Annotated in this window: 16 protein-coding genes, 1 other RNA gene and 1 other annotated feature; of the genes, 15 read left to right on the forward strand and 2 right to left on the reverse strand. The window is 44.2% G+C overall.

Annotated elements, in window-relative coordinates; genetic code table 11:
* The first annotated feature begins 2 nt into the window (after positions 1-2).
* The 5 genes from NST31_RS19595 to dtd all read left to right on the forward strand — a co-directional run bounded on the left by NST31_RS19595 (position 3) and on the right by dtd (position 7001).
* On the forward strand, positions 3-920 hold the full coding sequence (locus NST31_RS19595) for a cation diffusion facilitator family transporter (protein WP_339162777.1): 918 nt from the start codon (positions 3-5) through the stop codon (positions 918-920).
* Positions 921-997: 77 nt separating this feature from the next.
* Positions 998-3364 carry a single-stranded-DNA-specific exonuclease RecJ gene (gene recJ / locus NST31_RS19600; protein WP_339162778.1) on the forward strand — a complete coding sequence of 789 codons (2367 nt, stop codon included), beginning with the start codon at positions 998-1000 and terminating at the stop codon, positions 3362-3364.
* Positions 3355-3867 carry an adenine phosphoribosyltransferase gene (locus tag NST31_RS19605; protein ID WP_077110540.1) on the forward strand — a complete coding sequence of 171 codons (513 nt, stop codon included), beginning with the start codon at positions 3355-3357 and terminating at the stop codon, positions 3865-3867. Before recJ ends, NST31_RS19605 begins: the two co-directional genes overlap by 10 nt.
* A gap of 472 nt (positions 3868-4339) precedes the next feature.
* Positions 4340-6529, forward strand: coding sequence for a bifunctional (p)ppGpp synthetase/guanosine-3',5'-bis(diphosphate) 3'-pyrophosphohydrolase (locus NST31_RS19610; RefSeq protein WP_077110542.1), 2190 nt, complete (start codon positions 4340-4342; stop codon positions 6527-6529).
* Between the two features lie 16 nt (positions 6530-6545).
* Positions 6546-7001 (forward strand): D-aminoacyl-tRNA deacylase, encoded by a 456-nt coding sequence (dtd, locus tag NST31_RS19615; protein ID WP_077110544.1) that lies wholly within the window; start codon positions 6546-6548, stop codon positions 6999-7001.
* A 765-nt stretch (positions 7002-7766) separates the two neighbouring features.
* Here dtd and NST31_RS19620 read toward each other — a convergent pair.
* On the reverse strand, positions 7767-9032 hold the full coding sequence (locus NST31_RS19620; protein WP_083717377.1) for an N-acetylmuramoyl-L-alanine amidase: 1266 nt from the start codon (positions 9030-9032) through the stop codon (positions 7767-7769).
* A 160-nt stretch (positions 9033-9192) separates the two neighbouring features.
* Between NST31_RS19620 and NST31_RS19625 the strand changes: the two genes are divergently transcribed.
* The 5 genes from NST31_RS19625 (at position 9193) to NST31_RS19645 (ending at position 14190) form a co-directional block, all read left to right on the forward strand.
* Positions 9193-9366: a hypothetical protein gene (locus NST31_RS19625; protein WP_171973848.1), complete on the forward strand. Its 174-nt coding sequence runs from the start codon at positions 9193-9195 to the stop codon at positions 9364-9366.
* 55 nt (positions 9367-9421) lie between these two features.
* Positions 9422-9650, forward strand: a binding site (T-box leader).
* A gap of 77 nt (positions 9651-9727) precedes the next feature.
* Positions 9728-10996, forward strand: coding sequence for a histidine--tRNA ligase (gene hisS / locus NST31_RS19630; RefSeq protein ID WP_077110546.1), 1269 nt, complete (start codon positions 9728-9730; stop codon positions 10994-10996).
* A 17-nt stretch (positions 10997-11013) separates the two neighbouring features.
* Positions 11014-12843, forward strand: a complete 1830-nt coding sequence (aspS, locus tag NST31_RS19635; RefSeq protein WP_339162781.1) for an aspartate--tRNA ligase — start codon at positions 11014-11016, stop codon at positions 12841-12843.
* A 106-nt stretch (positions 12844-12949) separates the two neighbouring features.
* A non-coding RNA gene (gene ssrS, locus NST31_RS19640) (6S RNA) lies at positions 12950-13136 on the forward strand.
* Between the two features lie 289 nt (positions 13137-13425).
* On the forward strand, positions 13426-14190 hold the full coding sequence (locus NST31_RS19645; RefSeq protein ID WP_077110550.1) for a tRNA threonylcarbamoyladenosine dehydratase: 765 nt from the start codon (positions 13426-13428) through the stop codon (positions 14188-14190).
* 42 nt (positions 14191-14232) lie between these two features.
* Here NST31_RS19645 and NST31_RS19650 read toward each other — a convergent pair whose 3' ends face one another.
* Positions 14233-15501 carry a replication-associated recombination protein A gene (locus NST31_RS19650; RefSeq protein ID WP_077110718.1) on the reverse strand — a complete coding sequence of 423 codons (1269 nt, stop codon included), beginning with the start codon at positions 15499-15501 and terminating at the stop codon, positions 14233-14235.
* Between the two features lie 119 nt (positions 15502-15620).
* On the opposite strand from NST31_RS19650, the gene NST31_RS19655 reads away from it, so the two are divergent.
* The 5 genes from NST31_RS19655 to NST31_RS19675 all read left to right on the forward strand — a co-directional run bounded on the left by NST31_RS19655 (position 15621) and on the right by NST31_RS19675 (position 19742).
* Positions 15621-16289, forward strand: coding sequence for a hypothetical protein (locus NST31_RS19655; protein WP_077110552.1), 669 nt, complete (start codon positions 15621-15623; stop codon positions 16287-16289).
* Positions 16286-16705 carry an Rrf2 family transcriptional regulator gene (locus tag NST31_RS19660; RefSeq protein WP_077110554.1) on the forward strand — a complete coding sequence of 140 codons (420 nt, stop codon included), beginning with the start codon at positions 16286-16288 and terminating at the stop codon, positions 16703-16705. The genes NST31_RS19655 and NST31_RS19660 overlap by 4 nt, the downstream gene beginning before the upstream one ends.
* Before the next feature lie 21 nt (positions 16706-16726).
* Complete coding sequence (locus NST31_RS19665; protein WP_077110556.1) at positions 16727-17875, forward strand: cysteine desulfurase family protein; 1149 nt, start codon at positions 16727-16729, stop codon at positions 17873-17875.
* Between the two features lie 14 nt (positions 17876-17889).
* On the forward strand, positions 17890-19005 hold the full coding sequence (mnmA, locus tag NST31_RS19670; protein ID WP_077110558.1) for a tRNA 2-thiouridine(34) synthase MnmA: 1116 nt from the start codon (positions 17890-17892) through the stop codon (positions 19003-19005).
* Positions 19006-19079: 74 nt separating this feature from the next.
* Positions 19080-19742 carry a tetratricopeptide repeat protein gene (locus tag NST31_RS19675; protein ID WP_077110560.1) on the forward strand — a complete coding sequence of 221 codons (663 nt, stop codon included), beginning with the start codon at positions 19080-19082 and terminating at the stop codon, positions 19740-19742.
* Positions 19743-19753 lie beyond the last annotated feature (11 nt).

Genomic DNA, 19753 nt, shown 5'->3' on the forward strand with positions numbered 1-19753 from the left:
GTATGGAAGTAAACCGGCGCTTTCAGCAGGCAGAGTTTGCCGCCTGGATTGGGATTATCGTCAATATATTGTTAACGATTGTAAAAGGGGTCATCGGGCTGCAGTCACAAAGCAAAGCCCTTATAGCCGACGCCGTTCACTCGGCATCAGACATTGTCGGTTCACTGGCGGTATATGTTGGGCTCCGTGCGGCGAAACAGCCGCCTGATGAGGAGCACCCCTACGGCCATGGCAAGGCCGAATCGATCGCCGCCATCATCGTTGCCATCCTATTGTTTCTTGTAGGGCTGCAAATTGGAAAATCATCATTATCTTCTTTTTTTAACCCCGTTGAAGCCCCCGGAGGGCTGGCGATTTATGCTGTTGTAATATCCATTGTTGTAAAGGAAGCCCTGTTCCGCTATAAATATCGCCTTGGCAAAAAACTGAATAGTGAAGCGCTCATTGTCAATGCATTTGAGCATCGTTCCGACGTTTATTCTTCGCTGGCGGCTTTGGTCGGGATTGGTGCCTCTCTGCTGGGAAAATACTTTCAAATAGACTGGCTCGTTTACGGCGACCCGGTGGCAGGCTTGGTTGTTTCCTTGATGGTCGTCTGGCTGGCGTGGAAACTCGGCTCTGAAGCAATATATAATACATTGGATCACGTGCTGGATGAAGAGGAAACGTTTGAATGGAGAAATATCATTTCGACTGTTCCCGAAGTGAAAAGAATTGATGAACTGTATGCGAGGAAATACGGTTATTACGTCATTATTGATTTAAAAATCGCGGTTGATCCGAACATGACTGTTGCGGACGGCCATCGTGTTGGAAAAAAGGTGAAGAAATTGCTTCTGGAGCACCCGGGTGTCCATAATGTCTTCATGCATATTAATCCGTTTTATGTTGCGGAGGATCGTAGCACAAAAGATCATTAGTCCTTTGAAGAAGCTGTTACTTTCCTTTGAAAGGCCGCTGTCTCTTCTGTATAATAGATGCTCTGAGGGGTGAAGAAATGTTACAAGCAAAAACCCGCTGGATCGTCCATGATACAAACAGAGACAAGGTTCAAAAACTGGCCAAACAGCTTGAAATTAGCACACTTGCCGCAACATTGCTTGTCAATCGTGGATTTGATTCTCCTGAAGAAGCAAGCATTTTTTTACATATGGAAGATAACCAATTTCATGATCCATTTTTAATGCCTGATATGGAAAAAGCGGTAGAACGAATTAAGAGGGCGGTTAACAACAAAGAACCGATCCTTGTATTTGGCGATTATGATGCGGACGGTGTTACCAGCACATCTTTATTGACAACTGTTTTACAGGAAATGGGAGCCGTAGTTGATTTTTACATACCAAACCGTTTTACAGAAGGCTACGGACCGAATGAAGCTGCTTTCCGAAAGGCTTTTGACGAAGGCGTTCAGTTAATCATTACAGTTGATACCGGCATTTCAGCCATACACGAAGCATTAGTGGCCAAAGAGCTTGGTATTGATTTAATTATTACGGATCACCATGAATTGCGAGACGAAATTCCGGAAGCCCATGCCATTATTCATCCCAAATTGAAGGAAGACGCCTATCCTTTTCCCTATCTGGCCGGAGTGGGTGTCGCCTTTAAGCTTGCTCATGCACTATACGGAAAAGTTCCGTATGACTTGCTGGATTTGGTGGCCATTGGCACGGTCTGTGATCTAGTGCCACTTATAGGTGAAAATCGCCTTATTGTCAAGAAAGGGTTGCTGATCCTCTCTTCCACAAAAAGGCCCGGGTTGCTTGCCCTTGGCAAAACGGCAGGCATTCAGTTTGCCGATCTGAGCGAAGAAACGCTTGGTTTTACAATTGGTCCCCGGCTGAATGCTGCGGGAAGGCTTGATAGTGCCGTTCCCGCGGCAAATTTGTTGATGGCGAAACATGCCGATGAGGCGGCTCTTTTGGCTGATGAAATTGAGATTTTAAATAAAGAACGGCAAACTCTCGTATCAGAAATGACAAAAGAAGCGGTTGACATGATCTCCATGTCTTATCCTCTTTCCGAAAACAAAGTACTTGTGATTGGCAAAGAAGGTTGGAATGCCGGCGTGATCGGCATTGTCGCTTCAAGGATTACCGAACAGTTTTACCGGCCAGCAATTGTATTAAGTTATGATTCGCATACTGGACAGGCAAAAGGCTCCGCTCGAAGTATTCGCGGGTTTGATTTGTTTGCCAATTTATTGGAGTGTGCCGATATCCTTCCTCATTTCGGCGGACACCCTATGGCAGCCGGTATGACACTTGATATGCAAGATGTCGATGAACTTCGAGAGCGGCTGAACCGGGCGGCGAACAACCAGCTCAGTGCCAAAGATTTAGTTCCCGTTACAGAGCTGGAAGCTTCCATTTCACTCGATGACATTACTTTGGACACGATCAAAGAAGTGGAGCGGCTTGCTCCTTTTGGAGTAGCCAACCCGAAGCCTGCATTCATGGTTAAAAATGCCGCTGTCAATCATGTCAGAAAAATAGGCGGAAATGATGCCCATTTAAAATTGACTTTAAGTCAAAACGATATGTTATTAGATGGGGTCGGCTTTCATCTCGGGAAGCTCGCCGATGATATATCGCCAGATGCCAAACTGTCGGTTATTGGAGAACTGTCCATCAATGAATGGAATAATAGGAGAAAGCCACAAATATTTATTAGGGATATGGCCATCAACGAATGGCAGTTGTTCGACTTTCGGGGCAACAAGCCGTTTAAAACCTGGGTGCCCCTCCTTCACGGCAAAGATGCGGAATTCATCGTCTTTCATGAAAAAACATTAAGTCGAGTTCCCGAATTGCGGAATGTGCGTACTGTGTTGATTCCAAGCGAAGAGCGAGCCCAAGAATATAGGATGGACGGCAAGAATGTCGTATTGGTTGATTTCCCTTTTGAAACAGCCATTATTGAAGGCTTGGTTAAAGGTAAAAAACCGGATCGGATCTACGTTCACTTTTTTCATGAACGAGAACATTTTTTTCATACAATTCCAACTCGCGATCATTTTAAATGGTATTATGCTTTTCTTGCAAAAAGGCGCACATTCAATGTGAAAAAATACGGGGAAGATTTGGCGGCATACCGGGGCTGGTCCAAGGAAACTGTCCAGTTTATGACACAAGTGTTTTTTGAACTTGATTTTGTTAAAATAGATGAAGGGATTATTTCTCTTAAACAGGCAAAAATGAAAAAAGATTTGGCGGATTCGCCTTCGTTTCAGAAAAAACAAGAGATGATCAAACTTGAAAACATCTTGTTATATTCATCTTATCCCGAATTAAAAAAATGGTTTGAGGAGAGAGTCGCGCACTCTATTCCACATGAGGAGGAAGTGGAAGCATGGACTTAAAAAAATATATTACAATCGTTCCGGATTGGCCGAAAGAAGGCGTGCTTTTTAAAGATATAACGACATTGATGGATAATGGGAAAGCATTTAAATACGCCACCGATTTGATTGTGCAATATGCCCGCGAAAAAAGAGTGGATATCGTTGTCGGCCCGGAAGCCCGGGGATTTATTATCGGTTGTCCCGTGGCCTATGCGCTCGGCGTCGGATTTGCCCCGGTCAGAAAGGAAGGCAAACTTCCAAGGGAGACGATTAAAGCGGACTATGGGAAAGAATACGGAAAAGATGCGTTAACGATCCATAAAGACGCGATCAAAAAGGGGCAAAGGGTTCTCATTACGGACGACTTGCTCGCCACCGGCGGAACGATCGAAGCCACCATTGAGCTCGTTGAACGGCTGGGAGGAATCGTTGTCGGAATTGCCTTTCTGATTGAGCTCACGTATTTAGACGGAAGGCGAAAACTTGAAGATTATGATTTATTATCGTTAATCAATTTTTAATACATCACACATGTGGCCAGGTTCCGAAAATAAACGATTGTCATGTCCATCCCGAATGGGAGAAAGCCTACAGTGCGCGGTGTCTGGATGATCAGGTCAAAATACTTGAATTCGAATGGGCTTACGGACAGTAAACATGAACGAAGGATCAAAATTCTTTGGTCAAAGCACTCATCCGAGTGCTTTTTTTCTAGAAAGCAATGTTGTGGGGAAATGATTGGATGTATGAACATACTCGTGCCCAAACATTGAGTTGAAAAACGGACATTTGTTTTCGACTTCCCGGCTAGAGGAGTGTTGGACCTGCCAACTTGCGTTTTTATTGGATGATGATCATTTTTTCATCAACATTCGCTATAATTAGATATAATTACTGGAAATGGGATCGTTGCACTTTACAAGATTCCAATCTATCACCATAATATATAGAAAATGACTACTCAATAAATTTTACATTAAAAAGGTGATCCTTGTGGCAAATGATAATGTCTTATCCGCAGATGACGTCATAGAACGTACACGTAAATATTTGAACGAGGAACATGAAATGCTTGTAAAAAAAGCATATGAGTTTGCTCGTTTGGCTCATAAGGATCAATATCGGAAATCGGGAGAACCATATATTGTGCATCCAATCCAGGTGGCAGGAATACTGGCTGATCTGGAAATGGACCCGGCTACAGTCGCAGCGGGGTTTCTTCATGATGTTGTTGAAGATACGCCAGTAACCATCCGACAACTGGCAGAAGAGTTTGATAGTGAAGTGGCGATGCTTGTCGATGGCGTTACAAAGCTTGGGAAAATCAAATATAAATCTCATGAAGAACAGCAAGCTGAAAATCACCGAAAAATGTTTGTGGCAATGGCAAAAGACATTCGAGTTATTTTGATAAAGCTGGCGGACAGGCTCCATAATATGCGAACGCTTAAGCACCTTCCTCCGGAAAAGCAAAGAAGAATTGCCAATGAGACACTCGAAATATTTGCTCCACTTGCCCACCGGCTCGGAATTTCCAAAATAAAATGGGAGCTGGAAGATACTTCTCTTCGATATTTAAATCCCCAACAATACTATCGAATTGTTAATCTGATGAAAAGAAAGAGGGCTGAGCGGGAAGAGTATCTTGACAATGTGATTAAAGAAATGCAAGAGCGGCTGGAAGAAGTGAATATTAAAGCCGAACTGTATGGACGACCGAAACATATTTATTCGATCTACAGGAAAATGAGCCTGCAGCATAAACAGTTCAATGAAATTTATGACTTGCTCGCTGTTAGAATTATCGTCAACAGCATCAAGGACTGTTACGCTGTCCTTGGCATCATTCATACTTGCTGGAAACCGATGCCCGGGCGATTTAAAGATTATATCGCCATGCCAAAACCGAACATGTATCAATCGCTTCATACTACCGTCATTGGGCCAGGCGGGGAGCCGCTCGAAGTACAAATCAGAACCTTTGAAATGCATCGAATCGCCGAGTACGGGGTTGCTGCCCATTGGGCTTATAAAGAAGGAAAATCCCCGCATCAGCAGGCTTCCTTTGATAAAAAACTGTCCTGGTTCAGGGAAATATTAGAGTTTCAAAACGAATCCGCTAACGCAGAAGAATTCATGGAATCGTTAAAAATTGATCTCTTTTCTGACATGGTATTCGTATTTACGCCAAAAGGCGATGTCATTGAGTTGCCTGCGGGATCGGTGCCTATTGATTTTGCCTACCGAATCCATTCGGAAATCGGCAATAAAACAATAGGCGCAAAAATCAACGGGAAAATGGTCACACTGGATTACAAGCTAAACACCGGTGATATTGTTGAGATTTTAACATCCAAGCATTCATATGGACCAAGCCAGGATTGGCTGAAGCTTGCCCAAACTTCCCAGGCGAAAAACAAAATTAAGCAATTTTTTAAACGGCAGCGAAAAGAAGAAAACATTATAAAAGGCCGGGAAATGATAGAAAAAGAAATCAGAGAACTGGACTTTGACTTAAAAGAGATCCTGACTCCCGAAAATATTGAAAGAACAGCCGACAAATTTAATTTTTCCACGGCGGAAGATATGTACGCAGCTGTTGGCTATAACGGCGTTTCGGCACAACAAGTGGCTAACCGCCTGACGGAAAAATGGAGAAAAAAACGGGACGAAGAAGAAGCGATCAAAGAGATTGTGACTGAAACGAAGACGACGGGCCGGCCGAGGAAACATGAAGCAGGCGTGAAAGTGGCAGGGGCTGACAATCTTTTAATTCGTCTGTCCCGCTGCTGCAATCCGGTTCCTGGGGATGAAATTATCGGCTTTATTACAAAAGGCAGAGGTGTTTCTGTCCATCGGCGCGATTGCCCGAATATGATAGCCAATCAAGATGAAAATCGCCTCATTCCGGTTGAGTGGGAAACAAATCGCAACTCCCGAAAAGAGTACAATGTCGATATTGAAATCCTTGGTTACGACCGGCATGGCCTGCTGAATGAAGTGTTACAAACGGTCAGTGGCACGAGGACAAATATAACAGCCATCAGTGGCCGTACCGACCGCAATAAGGTGGCAACGATCATGATGACGATCGCGATTCACAATATTAGCCACCTTCATAAAGTGGTGGATAAAATCAAACAAATTCCAGATATTTATGCGGTTCACAGAATCATGAATTAAAGGGGCATGACGGATTGTGAAAATTGTCTTGCAAAGATGCAAACAAGCAAAAGTAATGGTTGATGGTGAAGCGACAGGCAGGATTGGACAAGGTTTTGTACTGCTTGTCGGCATCACTCATGAAGATACAGAAAAAGAGGCAGAGTGGCTGGCTGATAAAATTGTCAATTTGCGTGTGTTTGAAGATGAGGCCGGTAAAATGAACCGCTCCCTAATGGATGTTGCCGGCGACATCTTATCTGTTTCCCAGTTTACGATTTATGCAGATTGCAGCAAGGGTAGGCGCCCGAGCTTTGGTGAGGCGGCCAGACCCGAATACGCAAAGGGACTATACGAGAAATTTAACGAAATGTTGCGAAACAAAGGTGTACGTGTAGAAACGGGGATTTTTGGAGCAATGATGGAAGTTGATTTGATCAACGATGGGCCAGTTACCTTGATTTTAGAAAAAAACCATCAGGAACCACTTTAAAATGAATGCAAAGAATGATCCATTGGAAAAAATGATAGCTTTGATCGACAAATCGCATATTTGTGTTGAGAATAACATGTTTCGATTTTATAGATAAAAATTTTTTTCAATCGTAAAAAGTAATGTCACATTGCTCGAGAGCTGATAATGATGAAAGGACTCTTGAGCTTCACACCGAGCAGCCTTGTATGTTTGTACATTTCTGTTAGAAATAATGAAGGGTGTGGCACCGCGAACCCAATCGTCCCGCAGGATGATTGGGTTTTTTATACCGGCACAAACAGAAAGTGAGCGACCCGTCAACAAGGGACTACACTTCGGTAACCAGGCATTTCAATCAAAAAATCGGCCATTAACAGTGGTCCAGACGCACGATTGCACGGATTGATCAAGAAAACAGTTATCGAAGCGTTTAGATCGCGCCCGTTTGCCGGGGAAATCGAGAATTGCTCATCCACGGGGCAGTCTATAATGTGTGAGCAGATGAAAAAATCAGAAAAGCGGCATTCGAATTGATAATATATTCCGAAAATAATATTCAAGAAGATGGGAGATCCGAACGGCCGAAAAATGATCATACAGCCGACGATAGCGGGCTAAGGCATCTGGGGGGCGATGTATCCGATTGGGTCTCATCAATCTGAAGCGATCGCTTTTTTCGGGACGGTGCTTTCAGGCGTTTGCACAGTTGAAAGGACCTTAGCCCATTGTTGTGGTGGCAAAGGTCCCCCTGTCAGTTCTTATTTTATCGTTTGATCGGCGCTTCTAGTTGGAAAAATAATCCTTCAAGCCGTCGGTAATTGCCGTTGTAACCGTATCACGGTATCGTTTGGAGTTAATGGTCTGCTCTTCGGAGGCGTTGCTCAAATAGCCCAGTTCAAGCAATATGGAGGGCTGGCTGTTCTCCCTGAGCACATAGTAGTTGCCAAATTTGGTGCCGCGGTCTTTCAAGCCGATCTCCTTGCCCAAATGTGAGTGAACAACATCGGCCAATTGTTTATCGTAAGCATAGTGATAGTAAGTTGTATGCCCGTTGGTAACAGGGTCATTTATGCTGTCGTAGTGCAGGCTGACAAAGGCATCCGCCCGGTTTTCAATGGCGGCGTTTGTCCTGTTATGCAGCGGAACATATCTGTCACGGCTTCTCGTCATAATCACATTGGCTCCCGCATTTTTCAACTTTTTTTCCAGCAGTCGAGCCGTTTCAAGAGTGAGTTTTTTTTCAATTACGCCAGAACTGCCGGTGGCTCCTTTATCCTCTCCTCCGTGTCCCGCATCGACGACGATCGTTTTTCCGGAAATCCCGTCTCCCGATTTATTATGTAATACTGGCCGGTTTGTTGATGATACAACCCAACTGGCGATAAAGCCGGTTTTCCCATTGGCTGCTTCAATTTTATACCAGTTATTTTTTTCCTCGATGACTTCATACACTTCTCCGGAATGTGCCGTGTCTACGATTGGAGATGCCAATTCCGGTTTTTTCCGAATGTTTGTCCCATCATGAAGAATGGATATATTGCGCCCTTCTGATTCGGGTGAACTGCTTTCGGATGTGGATTTTTCTATATATTGCGCATTTACCCATGCAGACCCGGATTTGTATGAGATTTCGTACCACCCGTTGCTTTCCTGAATCATTTTCACTTTTTCGCCACTATTTAATTTTCCTATAATTTCACTATTCGCGTTAGCGTCAGCACGAACATTTAAACTATCTACATTTACCGTACCTGACTGCATTTCCGAACTAGTCTGTTTTACTGCAAGCCAATTGGCAATCCAGCCCGTCTGTCCGGATGGCAGCTTGATTTCGTACCAATCACCCTGTTCTTTTTCAACAGTGTAAGATTCTCCTTTTCTAATTTGGGTAATTATTGAATAGGAAGTGCCTGGCTTTTCCCGTACATTGACGACATCACCGGTAATTTCAATAGTGATGGAGTCGGCAGTGATCCAGGAAGGAAGATTTACGATAACTGCAAGGAGGAGCAGCAGTAAAAAGATCATAAACAGCTTTTTTTTCCCCAAAATATGACCGCCTTTCTCTCTCGCCACATTATCTCATGAGGGAGGATTTTTAAAAAGGGGGGGTTTGCCCATCTTTCATTCAAAAAGAAATTCTCTATCAATTATAGAAAATGTTTCTGTAGGGAACAATAGAAATAATATCATTTTTGGAGGTTTTTGCATGAGGACAAACGAGAAAAGTCATCTCGCTTCCGTCAATATACCCCATTACATAGGGCTTGACTTTCAGAATTTGCTGGAAAATGACCGGGTGTTTGAAACGAAACAAGAGCAGGAAATGGGATTATCGCATTCAGAACGAAATGCTTTAAAAAGAAAGCTGGCCAAAGGGTAAACTTGTTGACAAAGTTTTTACGCATTCGTATGATTAAAGAAGTACATTCAAAAATAAAAAACCGATGATGGAGAGAGTAATCGGAACTTTATTTGAGCAGAGAGGAAATATCCCGGCTGAAAATATTTCCACAAATATCCCGATGAAAGACACTCCGTAGGAATCCGCTTCGAACGGCATTAATGCCCAGTAGGGGATGGACGCACAACAGGCGTTATATGTGAAAGTGAAAGCATTTTGCTTTTATAAGGGTGGCACCGCGGGAAACAACTCTCGTCCCTTGTTTCGTTCAAACAAGAGACCGAGGGTTTTTTATTTTTATTTAGGAAAAATCATGAACTTGTAAAAGGGGGATGTAAGCTTGGGTATTCAAATTCCGAGAGGAACTCAAGACATACTTCCGGGAGAAGTGGAAAAGTGGCAGTATATTGAGAAAACGGCAAGGGACATTTGCCAAAAGTATCAATACAAAGAAATTCGAACGCCTATTTTTGAACAGACTGAGCTGTTCCAAAGAAGTGTTGGGGATTCAACAGATATTGTGCAAAAAGAGATGTACACGTTCACGGACAGAGGAGGCCGGAGCTTGACATTGAGGCCGGAGGGAACAGCTGCCGTTGTCCGCTCTTATGCTGAAAATAAAATGTACGGGCAAACGATTCAACCTGTTAAATTGTATTATATTGGCCCGATGTTTCGGTATGAGCGACCACAAGCCGGACGTTACCGCCAGTTTGTCCAGTTTGGCATCGAGGCAATTGGCAGTGACGATCCTGCGATAGATGCCGAGGTAATTTCGCTTGCGATGGAGTTTTACAGGAATCTGGGCTTGAGAGAACTTCGTCTTGTGATCAATAGTCTAGGCGACCGTTCAAGCAGGTCGGCTCTTCGGGAAGCGCTCGTTGCTCATTTTCAACCGAATATCGGAGAATTTTGCGAAGACTGCCAGCAAAGGCTTAAAACGAATCCACTCCGGATTCTGGATTGTAAAAAAGACCGTGGCCACAAGTTGATGCAAACGGCGCCTTCCATTCTTGATTATTTGAATGAAGCTTCATCCGAATATTTCGAGAAAGTGAAAAAGCTGCTCAAAGGGATGGGAATTGACTTTGTCGTGGATCCCAACCTTGTTAGAGGATTGGATTATTATAACCATACGGCTTTTGAAATTATGAGTGAAGCGGAAGGGTTCGGTGCCATTACGACTTTATGCGGCGGCGGAAGATATGACGGGCTTGTAGAGGAAGTCGGGGGTCCTGACAAGCCGGGGATCGGTTTCGCTTTGAGTGTGGAGCGGCTTTTAAGTGCCTTGGATGCTGAAGGTGTTGCCCTCCCGCAAGAGGAGTCCATTGATTATTTTATCATCGCTCTCGGGGAAGAAGCGGAGGAGTATGCTGTCCCGCTTTTACAGCAATTACGCCGCGCTGGTTTTTCGGCAGAAAAAGATTATATGGGCCGAAAATTAAAAGCCCAATTTAAGGCGGCCGAGCGACTTCACGCCAAATATGCCGTCATTATTGGTGAAGATGAATTAAAAGAGGGAAAAGCGCTCCTGAAGCACTTGGAAACTGGTGAGCAAACAAGTGTGGAGCTTGAAAATATGGTTGAACAATTGAAATCTGGTATTTAACAAGGAGGATCATTGGTATGTATGGGAGAACGCATTATTGCGGGGAAATAGAAGAAAGCGCGATTGGAGAATCCGTTGTTTTAAAAGGATGGGTTCAAAGGCGCCGCGATTTGGGGGGACTCATTTTTATAGACCTGCGTGACCGGACGGGAATCGTACAAATCGTATTTAACCCGGAAACTTCAGAAGAAGCTTTACATATAGCTGAGACGATCCGCAATGAATATGTTATTGATGTAAAAGGGACGGTCGTAAAAAGGGAAGAAAGCACATTTAATCCTAAAATCAAGACAGGAACAATCGAGGTCATTGTCAAAGAAGTGACCATCATCAACAAGGCGAAGACCCCTCCGTTCATGATTGAAGACAATACGGAAGCTGCAGAAGATATTCGCCTGCGGTACCGCTATTTGGATTTGCGTCGTCCGGAAATGTTTGACGTACTTAAATTGCGCCATGATGTGACCAATACAATCCGCGGCTTTTTAAATGATGAAGGCTTCCTGGAAATCGAGACACCGTTGTTGACAAAAAGCACACCAGAAGGTGCAAGGGATTACCTTGTTCCAAGCAGAGTTCATCCAGGAGAATTTTATGCGCTGCCCCAGTCACCGCAAATCTTTAAACAACTGTTGATGGTAAGTGGATTTGATAAATATTATCAAATTGCCCGCTGTTTTCGGGATGAGGATTTAAGGGCAGATCGTCAGCCGGAGTTTACGCAGGTGGACATCGAAACAAGTTTTAAGGATCAGCATGAGATTATGGCCATGGTTGAAAAAATGATGGTCCAGGTAATGAAAAAGGCAAAGGGAATCGACGTTTCCACCCCATTTCCAACAATTTCGTATGACGACGCGATGGCGCGATTCGGTTCGGACAAACCGGATACACGGTTTGACATGGAGTTGACCGATGTCTCGGAGATCGTCAAACACTCCGATTTTAAAGTGTTTGCCGGTGCAGTGCAAAAAGGAGGACAAGTAAAAGCAATCGTCGTCAAAGGCGGTGCCGAAAAGTATTCCAGAAAAGATATTGATGCGCTCGGAGAATACGCAGGCAGATACGGGGCTAAAGGGCTCGCGTGGATGAAAGTGGAAGACGACGGGATAAAGGGTCCAATCGCCAAGTTTTTTGACGAAGATATTTCGGGACAATTGACGGCTGCGCTTCAAGCTGAAGTCGGAGATTTAATTCTGTATGTGGCGGATACACGCGACATTGTAGCTGATTCACTCGGTGCTCTTAGATTGAAATTGGGCAAAGAATTGAATCTCATTGATGAAACGAAATTCAATTTTCTATGGGTAACGGATTGGCCGCTCCTAGAGTATAACGAAGATGAAAAGCGTTATACAGCCGCACACCACCCGTTTACAATGCCTGTACGGGAAGATTTGCCTCTTTTGGAAACAGATCCAGCCCGAGTTCGCGCCCATGCTTATGACCTCGTATTAAACGGATATGAGCTGGGCGGAGGCTCTTTGCGGATTTTTGAACGGGATGTACAAGAAAAAATGTTCAAAGTGCTCGGTTTTACAGATGAAGAGGCAAAAGAGCAGTTTGGCTTTTTGTTGGAAGCATTTGAGTATGGAACACCCCCGCACGGTGGTGTTGCCCTTGGTCTTGACCGGATGGTAATGGTGCTTGCTAGTCGGGCCAGCCTTCGTGATACGATTGCTTTTCCAAAAACGGCCAGCGCCAGCGACTTGCTCATGAAAGCACCAGATGAGGTAAGCGGTGATCAGTTGGCAGAGTTGCATTTGCAGTTGGATCAGCATGCCATTCAAGAGCTTGAAACGAAAAGAGAACAGAACGCAATGAAGGGAATGTCCAGCCAGGATTGATTTTATGGCTTGTGAAAAAACAGGTTTCGGACTAGAAGATGACACATTTCCCATTTGTTTTTAATTGATATATTTAAAGCCCTGTGTTAGTATTTATTCAACAAGGAAAGTCCTGATGTGTTCGTCTCCATACCTTATCGTTTTGACCGACAAGTTTTAAATACGGGAGCCTGGCGTTTCCCGGCTGATGGCAAGCCTTTGTGAAAAGGAAGCTTGAAGCCTGGAACAGGGCACCCACCTGCCGAGAGCGGGTTCAAAACAAAGGATTCAAAGACGGCACGATTGGGACTTTTCGTTTTATATGGAAAAAGATCAGCAACCGGTAAGAAGCCTTGCCGGTTGTTTTTTATTGCAGAGAATAATAGGCAATTTCCCAGCCGCTAGCGGGGGCGGCATTCAGACGCGGGAAAGGGTTAAAGGAGATTAGTTTGGTTCAACAGATTTTTTGGAAATAATACATCTAGCCCATATAGACAGACGGGCTTTTTTGTTTTGAATCAATACCGTCTTCTCATTTTCTTGCCAGCAAACCGATTTTCCATTATTCTTATTCCGAGTTCTATACAATTGGAGTTGATGATGATGTTGCACCAGTTTTCCCGTAATGAATTGGCCATCGGCAAAGAGGGGCTTGATATTTTAAAAAACAGTTCCGTTGCCGTTTTGGGAATTGGCGGGGTAGGGTCTTTTTCAGCAGAAGCGTTGGCACGGTCCGGCGTGGGGAAATTAATTTTGGTTGATAAAGATGTTGTGGATATTACGAATGTAAACAGGCAAATTATTGCTCTTTTATCAACGGTGGGGCAGTCCAAGGCAGAATTAATGAAAGAGCGGATTAAAGATATCAATCCTGAATGTGAAGTTATCGCCTTAAATATGTTTTACACGGAAGAAACGTATGAAAAATTTTTTCAGCAGCCATTAGATTTTGTTGTAGATGCTTCAGATACAATTTCTTATAAAATCCATTTAATGAAAGAGTGCCTAAAGAGGAATGTGCCTATGATTTCCAGTATGGGTGCGGCGAATAAGATGGACCCAACAAGATTTATGATTAAGGATATTTCAGACACACATACGGACCCGATTGCAAAGGTCATTCGGACAAGGCTTAGAAAAGAAGGGATTCAAAAAGGGATCCCGGTCGTCTTTTCTGATGAAAGTCCCATCGTAGCACGGGAAGAGGTACTTGAGGAGGTAGGCAATGAGCAATCAGATATTCGAAAAGCTAAAATGCCCCCTTCTTCCAATGCGTTCGTACCGTCGACAGTAGGGTTAATCATGGCCAGTTACGTTGTCCGGCAATTATTAAAGGACATTCACATTCATCGGGTTCATGATGGGTAAAAATAAAAAAATGAAACGGGACGTCAAGCAACAGCGTCCCGTTTAGGCTTTATTAATTTTTTCATATATGGTCGCGAGAGTTTGTTCAAACTTTCCTGTCTTTTTTGGCTTATAGTATGTTTTATTCATTAGTTTGTCCGGCAAATATTGCTGTTTTACCCAGCCCGATTCGTAATCGTGCGGATATTTATAATCCAGACCCCGTCCCAAAGCTTTCGCCCCTTTATAATGGGCGTCTTTCAGGTGAAGCGGCACTTCACCGCTTTTTCCCGTCCGAATATCTTGCAAAGCTTCATCAATAGCTTTGTAGGCGGAATTTGATTTAGGGGATAGGCATAATTCAATTACTGCATTGGCGAGCGGGATTCTCGCCTCGGGGAAGCCGATTTTTTCGGCCGTCATAATAGCAGCCAATGTCCTCTGGCCCGCTTGGGGGCTGGCAAGGCCGATGTCCTCATAGGCAATGACAAGGAGCCTTCTGGAAATGCTCGGCAAATCACCCGCTTCGATCAATCTGCCCAAATAATGCAGGGCGGCATTTGTGTCACTTCCCCGAATTGATTTTTGCAAAGCACTTAAAACATCATAGTGAGCATCGCCATTTTTATCATGGGCAAGGCTTTTTTTCTGAAGGCATTCCTCAGCGATTTCGCGTGTGATATGGATGACGCCGTCGTTGGAAGGCTCCGTCGAAAGAACGGCAAGCTCGAGTGCATTCAAGGCACTTCTTGCATCACCGTTGCAGGCGGCGGCAAAGTGATTCAAGGCATCATCATTCACGGAAATATCATATTGGCCGAGTCCTCGCTCTTTGTCATGAAGCGCCTGATGCAATGCTTTCTTCATATCCTGTTCTGTTAAAGGAAAAAGCTCAAAGATTTGGCAACGGCTTCTGATGGCCGGATTAATCGCATGATATGGATTGCTTGTTGTTGCGCCAATTAGTATGATCATGCCATTTTCGAGATATGGCAAAAGAAAATCTTGTTTTGCTTTATCCAAGCGGTGCACTTCATCAAGAAGCAAAATGACTTTTCCGCTCATTTTCGCTTCGGCCGCAACGATTTCCATATCTTTTTTGTTATTTGTAACGGCGTTTAGGGATCGGAACGCATACTTGGTGCTTCCGGCAATCGCATTGGCAATTGATGTTTTACCGATCCCGGGCGGGCCATATAAAATCATGGAGGACAACTGTTTTGCCTTTACCATTCTGGCGATGATCTTTCCTTCGCCGACAAGATGTTCTTGTCCGATTACCTCTGTGATTTCACGAGGCCTCATTCGAAAGGCCAATGGCTGTGTACTCATATTATCCACTCCAAACTCCCGTTCTGTTTTCGATATTTCTATCATATCAAATCACCGCCAAATATGCATATTGAATATTGGTTATGATATAATGGAGCAATGCAAAGGGGTTTCGGTATATGCGTAAATCAGATCATCTGCTCGCCCGTTTTTTCATTTTTACGTTCGGACTTCTCATTATGTCGTTAGGGATCGTACTAATCATTGTGTCCGACTTTGGAGCTTCACCGTGGGACGTGCTTCATGTCGGCCTCTATTATCAATTGGGGCTTTCGATTGGAACGTGGAGCGTTATTGTGGGATTTGCGATTTTAGGAGCCTCTGGAATCATGATGCGTGAGTGGCCCAAGCTTGGGGCTTATTTAAATATGATTCTCGTTGGTCTTTATATTGATATGTTGATGATGCTTCCTTTTTTAACAGAGCCACAAGGCTGGATGGGAAAAATCATCATGTTCATTGTGGGAATGATCATTTACTCCTACGGGATGGGGATGTACTTATCTGCTGAACTCGGGGCTGGCCCAAGGGATAGTTTTATGCTCGCTCTTACGGCCAAAACGAAATGGAAAGTATCCAACGCGAGACGCTTTATGGAAGTCGTCGTTTTAATCATGGGCTGGCTGCTGGGTGGACCCGTGTTTATTGGTACGATCGTTTTCAGTTTGGCTGTCGGGACATTTATTGGTATTGCTTTGCCGCAATGTCGTACACTGACAAACAAATGGGTATATAAAAAATCAGAAATACAAATGATGGAAGAAATAAAACGAGGTGCAAGTTTATGAAAATATCGACAAAAGGGCGTTACGGATTAACGATTATGATCGAACTCGCCAAAAAATTCGGCCAAGGGCCGATTTCTTTAAAATCGATCGCCCAGGCCCATAATCTTTCAGAACACTATTTAGAACAGTTGGCGGGCCCGCTTCGGAATGCGGGACTGGTAAAGAGCGTCAGAGGAGCTTATGGAGGCTATATACTCGCCAAGGAACCGTCAGAAATAACGGCCGGAGACATTATCAGAGTGCTGGAGGGGCCTATCAGCCCGGTTGAAGGCATAGAGGATGAGGAGCCGGCCAAAAGAGAACTATGGATAAGGATCCGGGATGCGGTCAAAGATGTGCTTGACCACACAACGGTGGAAGATTTGGCAAATCATCGAGAAGATAACGATGTACAGCCTTATATGTTTTATATTTAATATTGAAACTGGTGAGAGCGAATGAATAAAATGATCTATTTGGACCATGCGGCAACGACGCCTGTCCATCCCGAAGCGGCAGAGAAGATGTTCACACTGATGAAAGATGTGTACGGAAATCCATCAAGCATCCATACACCGGGAAGGGAAGCGCGTCGTATTTTGGATGAAGCGAGAATGGTGATCGCGCAAACAATTAGCGCGAATGTGAAAGAAATCATCTTTACAAGCGGCGGTACAGAATCCGACAACTTGGCTGTTTTAGGTGCGGCATTGGCAAACCGGGAAAAAGGACAGCACATTATTACAACATCGTTTGAGCACCATGCTGTACTCGATGCCTGTAAGTTTTTGGAACGTGAAGGATTTGACGTCACTTATCTTGATCCCGATATAAACGGGATGATCCACCCTGAAGATGTTAAAAAAGCGCTTCGTGATGACACCATATTAGTCACGATCATGTTTGCCAATAACGAAGTGGGAACTATTCAGCCGATAAAAGAAATCGGAGCGATCCTTTCTGGCCATCAAGCATATTTTCATACGGATGCTGTACAGGCTTATGGGACGGAAAAGCTCAATGTAAACGAACTTCAAGTAGATTTTTTATCAGCATCTTCCCATAAAATCAACGGGCCGAAGGGCGTCGGTTTTCTGTATGTAAAATCGGGAAGCCGCTTGATTCCGAGGCAATATGGAGGAGAACAGGAGCAAAAAAAACGCCCTGGCACGGAAAATCTGGTTTCTATTGCCGGGTTTGCCGAGGCCGCTAAGATTGCTGGTCATTCTTTGAATGAAAGAATTGCTCATTACAGACATTTGAAGGACAGTTTTGTGGAAACCTTCAAAGTGAAAGGGATCGATTTTTTCATTAATGGATCTTTGGAACAGTCCGTACCACATGTTTTGAATGTCAGCTTTCCAGGAACGGATGTCGAGCCGCTTCTGGTAAATCTTGATTTAGCAGGCATCGCCGCTTCAAGTGGATCAGCGTGCACAGCCGGGACGCTTGACCCGTCCCATGTGCTTACAGCCATGTTTGGCAAGGAAAGTGATAGAGTCAATAATTCAGTTCGATTTAGTTTTGGACTGGGAAACACGGTAGAACAAGTGAAAGAAGCGGCCGAAAAAACAGCGGAAATCGTCCGCAAGCTTCTTTCTGATTGAAAGGAAGTATTAGAATGAATAAAGCGCCGGAAGATACACGCGTCGTCGTCGGTATGTCAGGTGGTGTCGACTCATCGGTAGCGGCGCTTTTGTTAAAAGAGCAAGGTTATGATGTCATTGGTGTTTTTATGAAGAATTGGGACGACACCGATGAATTTGGCGTATGTACCGCGACGGAGGATTACAACGACGTCATCAGGGTTGCCAATCAAATCGGCATCCCGTATTATGCAGTGAATTTTGAAAAACAATATTGGGATAAAGTATTTACTTATTTTCTTGATGAATATAAGGCGGGCCGGACACCTAATCCGGACGTCATGTGCAACAAGGAAATTAAATTTAAAGCCTTTTTGGATCACGCCCTGAAACTAGGGGCAGATTATTTGTCAACCGGACATTATGCCCGGGTAGAGCGCAGGGGCGATGAAGTCGTCATGCTTAGGGGAATTGACCAAAATAAAGATCAAACCTATTTTCTGAACCAGCTCAGCCAACAACAATTGCAAAAAGTCATGTTTCCACTAGGCGGGCTGAATAAAAAAGAAGTAAGAGAAATGGCCAAAAAAGCTGGTTTGGCCACCGCTGAAAAAAAAGACAGTACCGGCATCTGCTTTATCGGTGAGCGGAACTTTAAAGAATTCCTTAGCGGTTACCTCCCCGCTCAAAAAGGAAATATGGAAACATTGGATGGTAAAAAGGTCGGCACCCATGACGGTTTAATGTATTATACAATCGGGCAAAGACACGGATTAGGCATCGGAGGCGCGGGCGACCCATGGTTTGTCGTAGGTAAGGACTTAAAACGGAATGTGCTATACGTTGAACAAGGCTTTCATCATCCCGCATTATATTCGGATGCCATTTTGGCCGTTGATGTCAATTGGATATCCGACATTGAAAAGCCCGGGGAATTTTCTTGCACGGCTAAATTCCGTTACCGCCAGCCGGATGAACATGTAACCGTAGTCCGTTTGCCGGGCGAGGAGGCAAAAGTGCTATTTGAAAAACCGGTAAGGGCTGTAACTCCTGGACAGGCCGTCGTTTTTTATGATGGGGAAGTGTGTCTGGGCGGTGGAACGATTGATAAGATTTATCGGAACGATCGCCAGCTTACGTATGTGGGCTGATTGAAAAACCCCTGTCAGCAAAGTGACAGGGGTACATCACTTTATGAAGATTGTAAACGCTTGGAGTGTGACCTATGGATAAAAATATAAAGGGCATTGAGTACTTACAGGAAGGGAAGCTTGAAAAAGCGGTTCAAATGTTTACAGAAGCTATAGAGGAAAATCCCAAGAATGCTGTGGCTTACGTTAATTTTGCCAACGTTCTTCTATCGTTGAACGAGTTTGCGCGGGCAGAACAATTTTTAAAACGGGCTGTTGAACTCGATGAACAAGCATTTGCGGTGTATTACTGTTTTGGGAATTTATATTTTAAGCAGGAGAAATACCGGGAAGCTGCGAATATGTTTCAAAAAGCCATCTCTCTTGGACAAGAGTCCAACGATGTGCACTATATGCTCGGAATGTGCTTTGTGAATATGGGGAGAAGCGAGCTTTCACTTCCTTACTTGCAAAGAAGTGTGGAGTTGGACAGGAAAGATCCAGAGGCAATTTTTCAATATGGACTTGCTTTGGCCCGAGCGGGCGTACTGGAAGAAGCAATTAACCAGTTAAAAACTGTAATAGAACTTGATCCGAATCATGCCGATGCTTTTTATAATCTGGGTGTGGCCTATGCAGGACATTTGAATGATGCGGACAAGGCGATGGAATGTTTTGAACAGGCACTTTCCATTCAGCCGGATCACCTTCTTGCCGCGAACGCCAAAAAAGTCGTTCAGCAAGCCTTGGAACAATAAGAGTACCCTTG

This window comes from Siminovitchia sp. FSL W7-1587, assembly GCF_037963795.1.
GTDB classification, from domain to species: domain Bacteria; phylum Bacillota; class Bacilli; order Bacillales; family Bacillaceae_C; genus Siminovitchia; species Siminovitchia thermophila.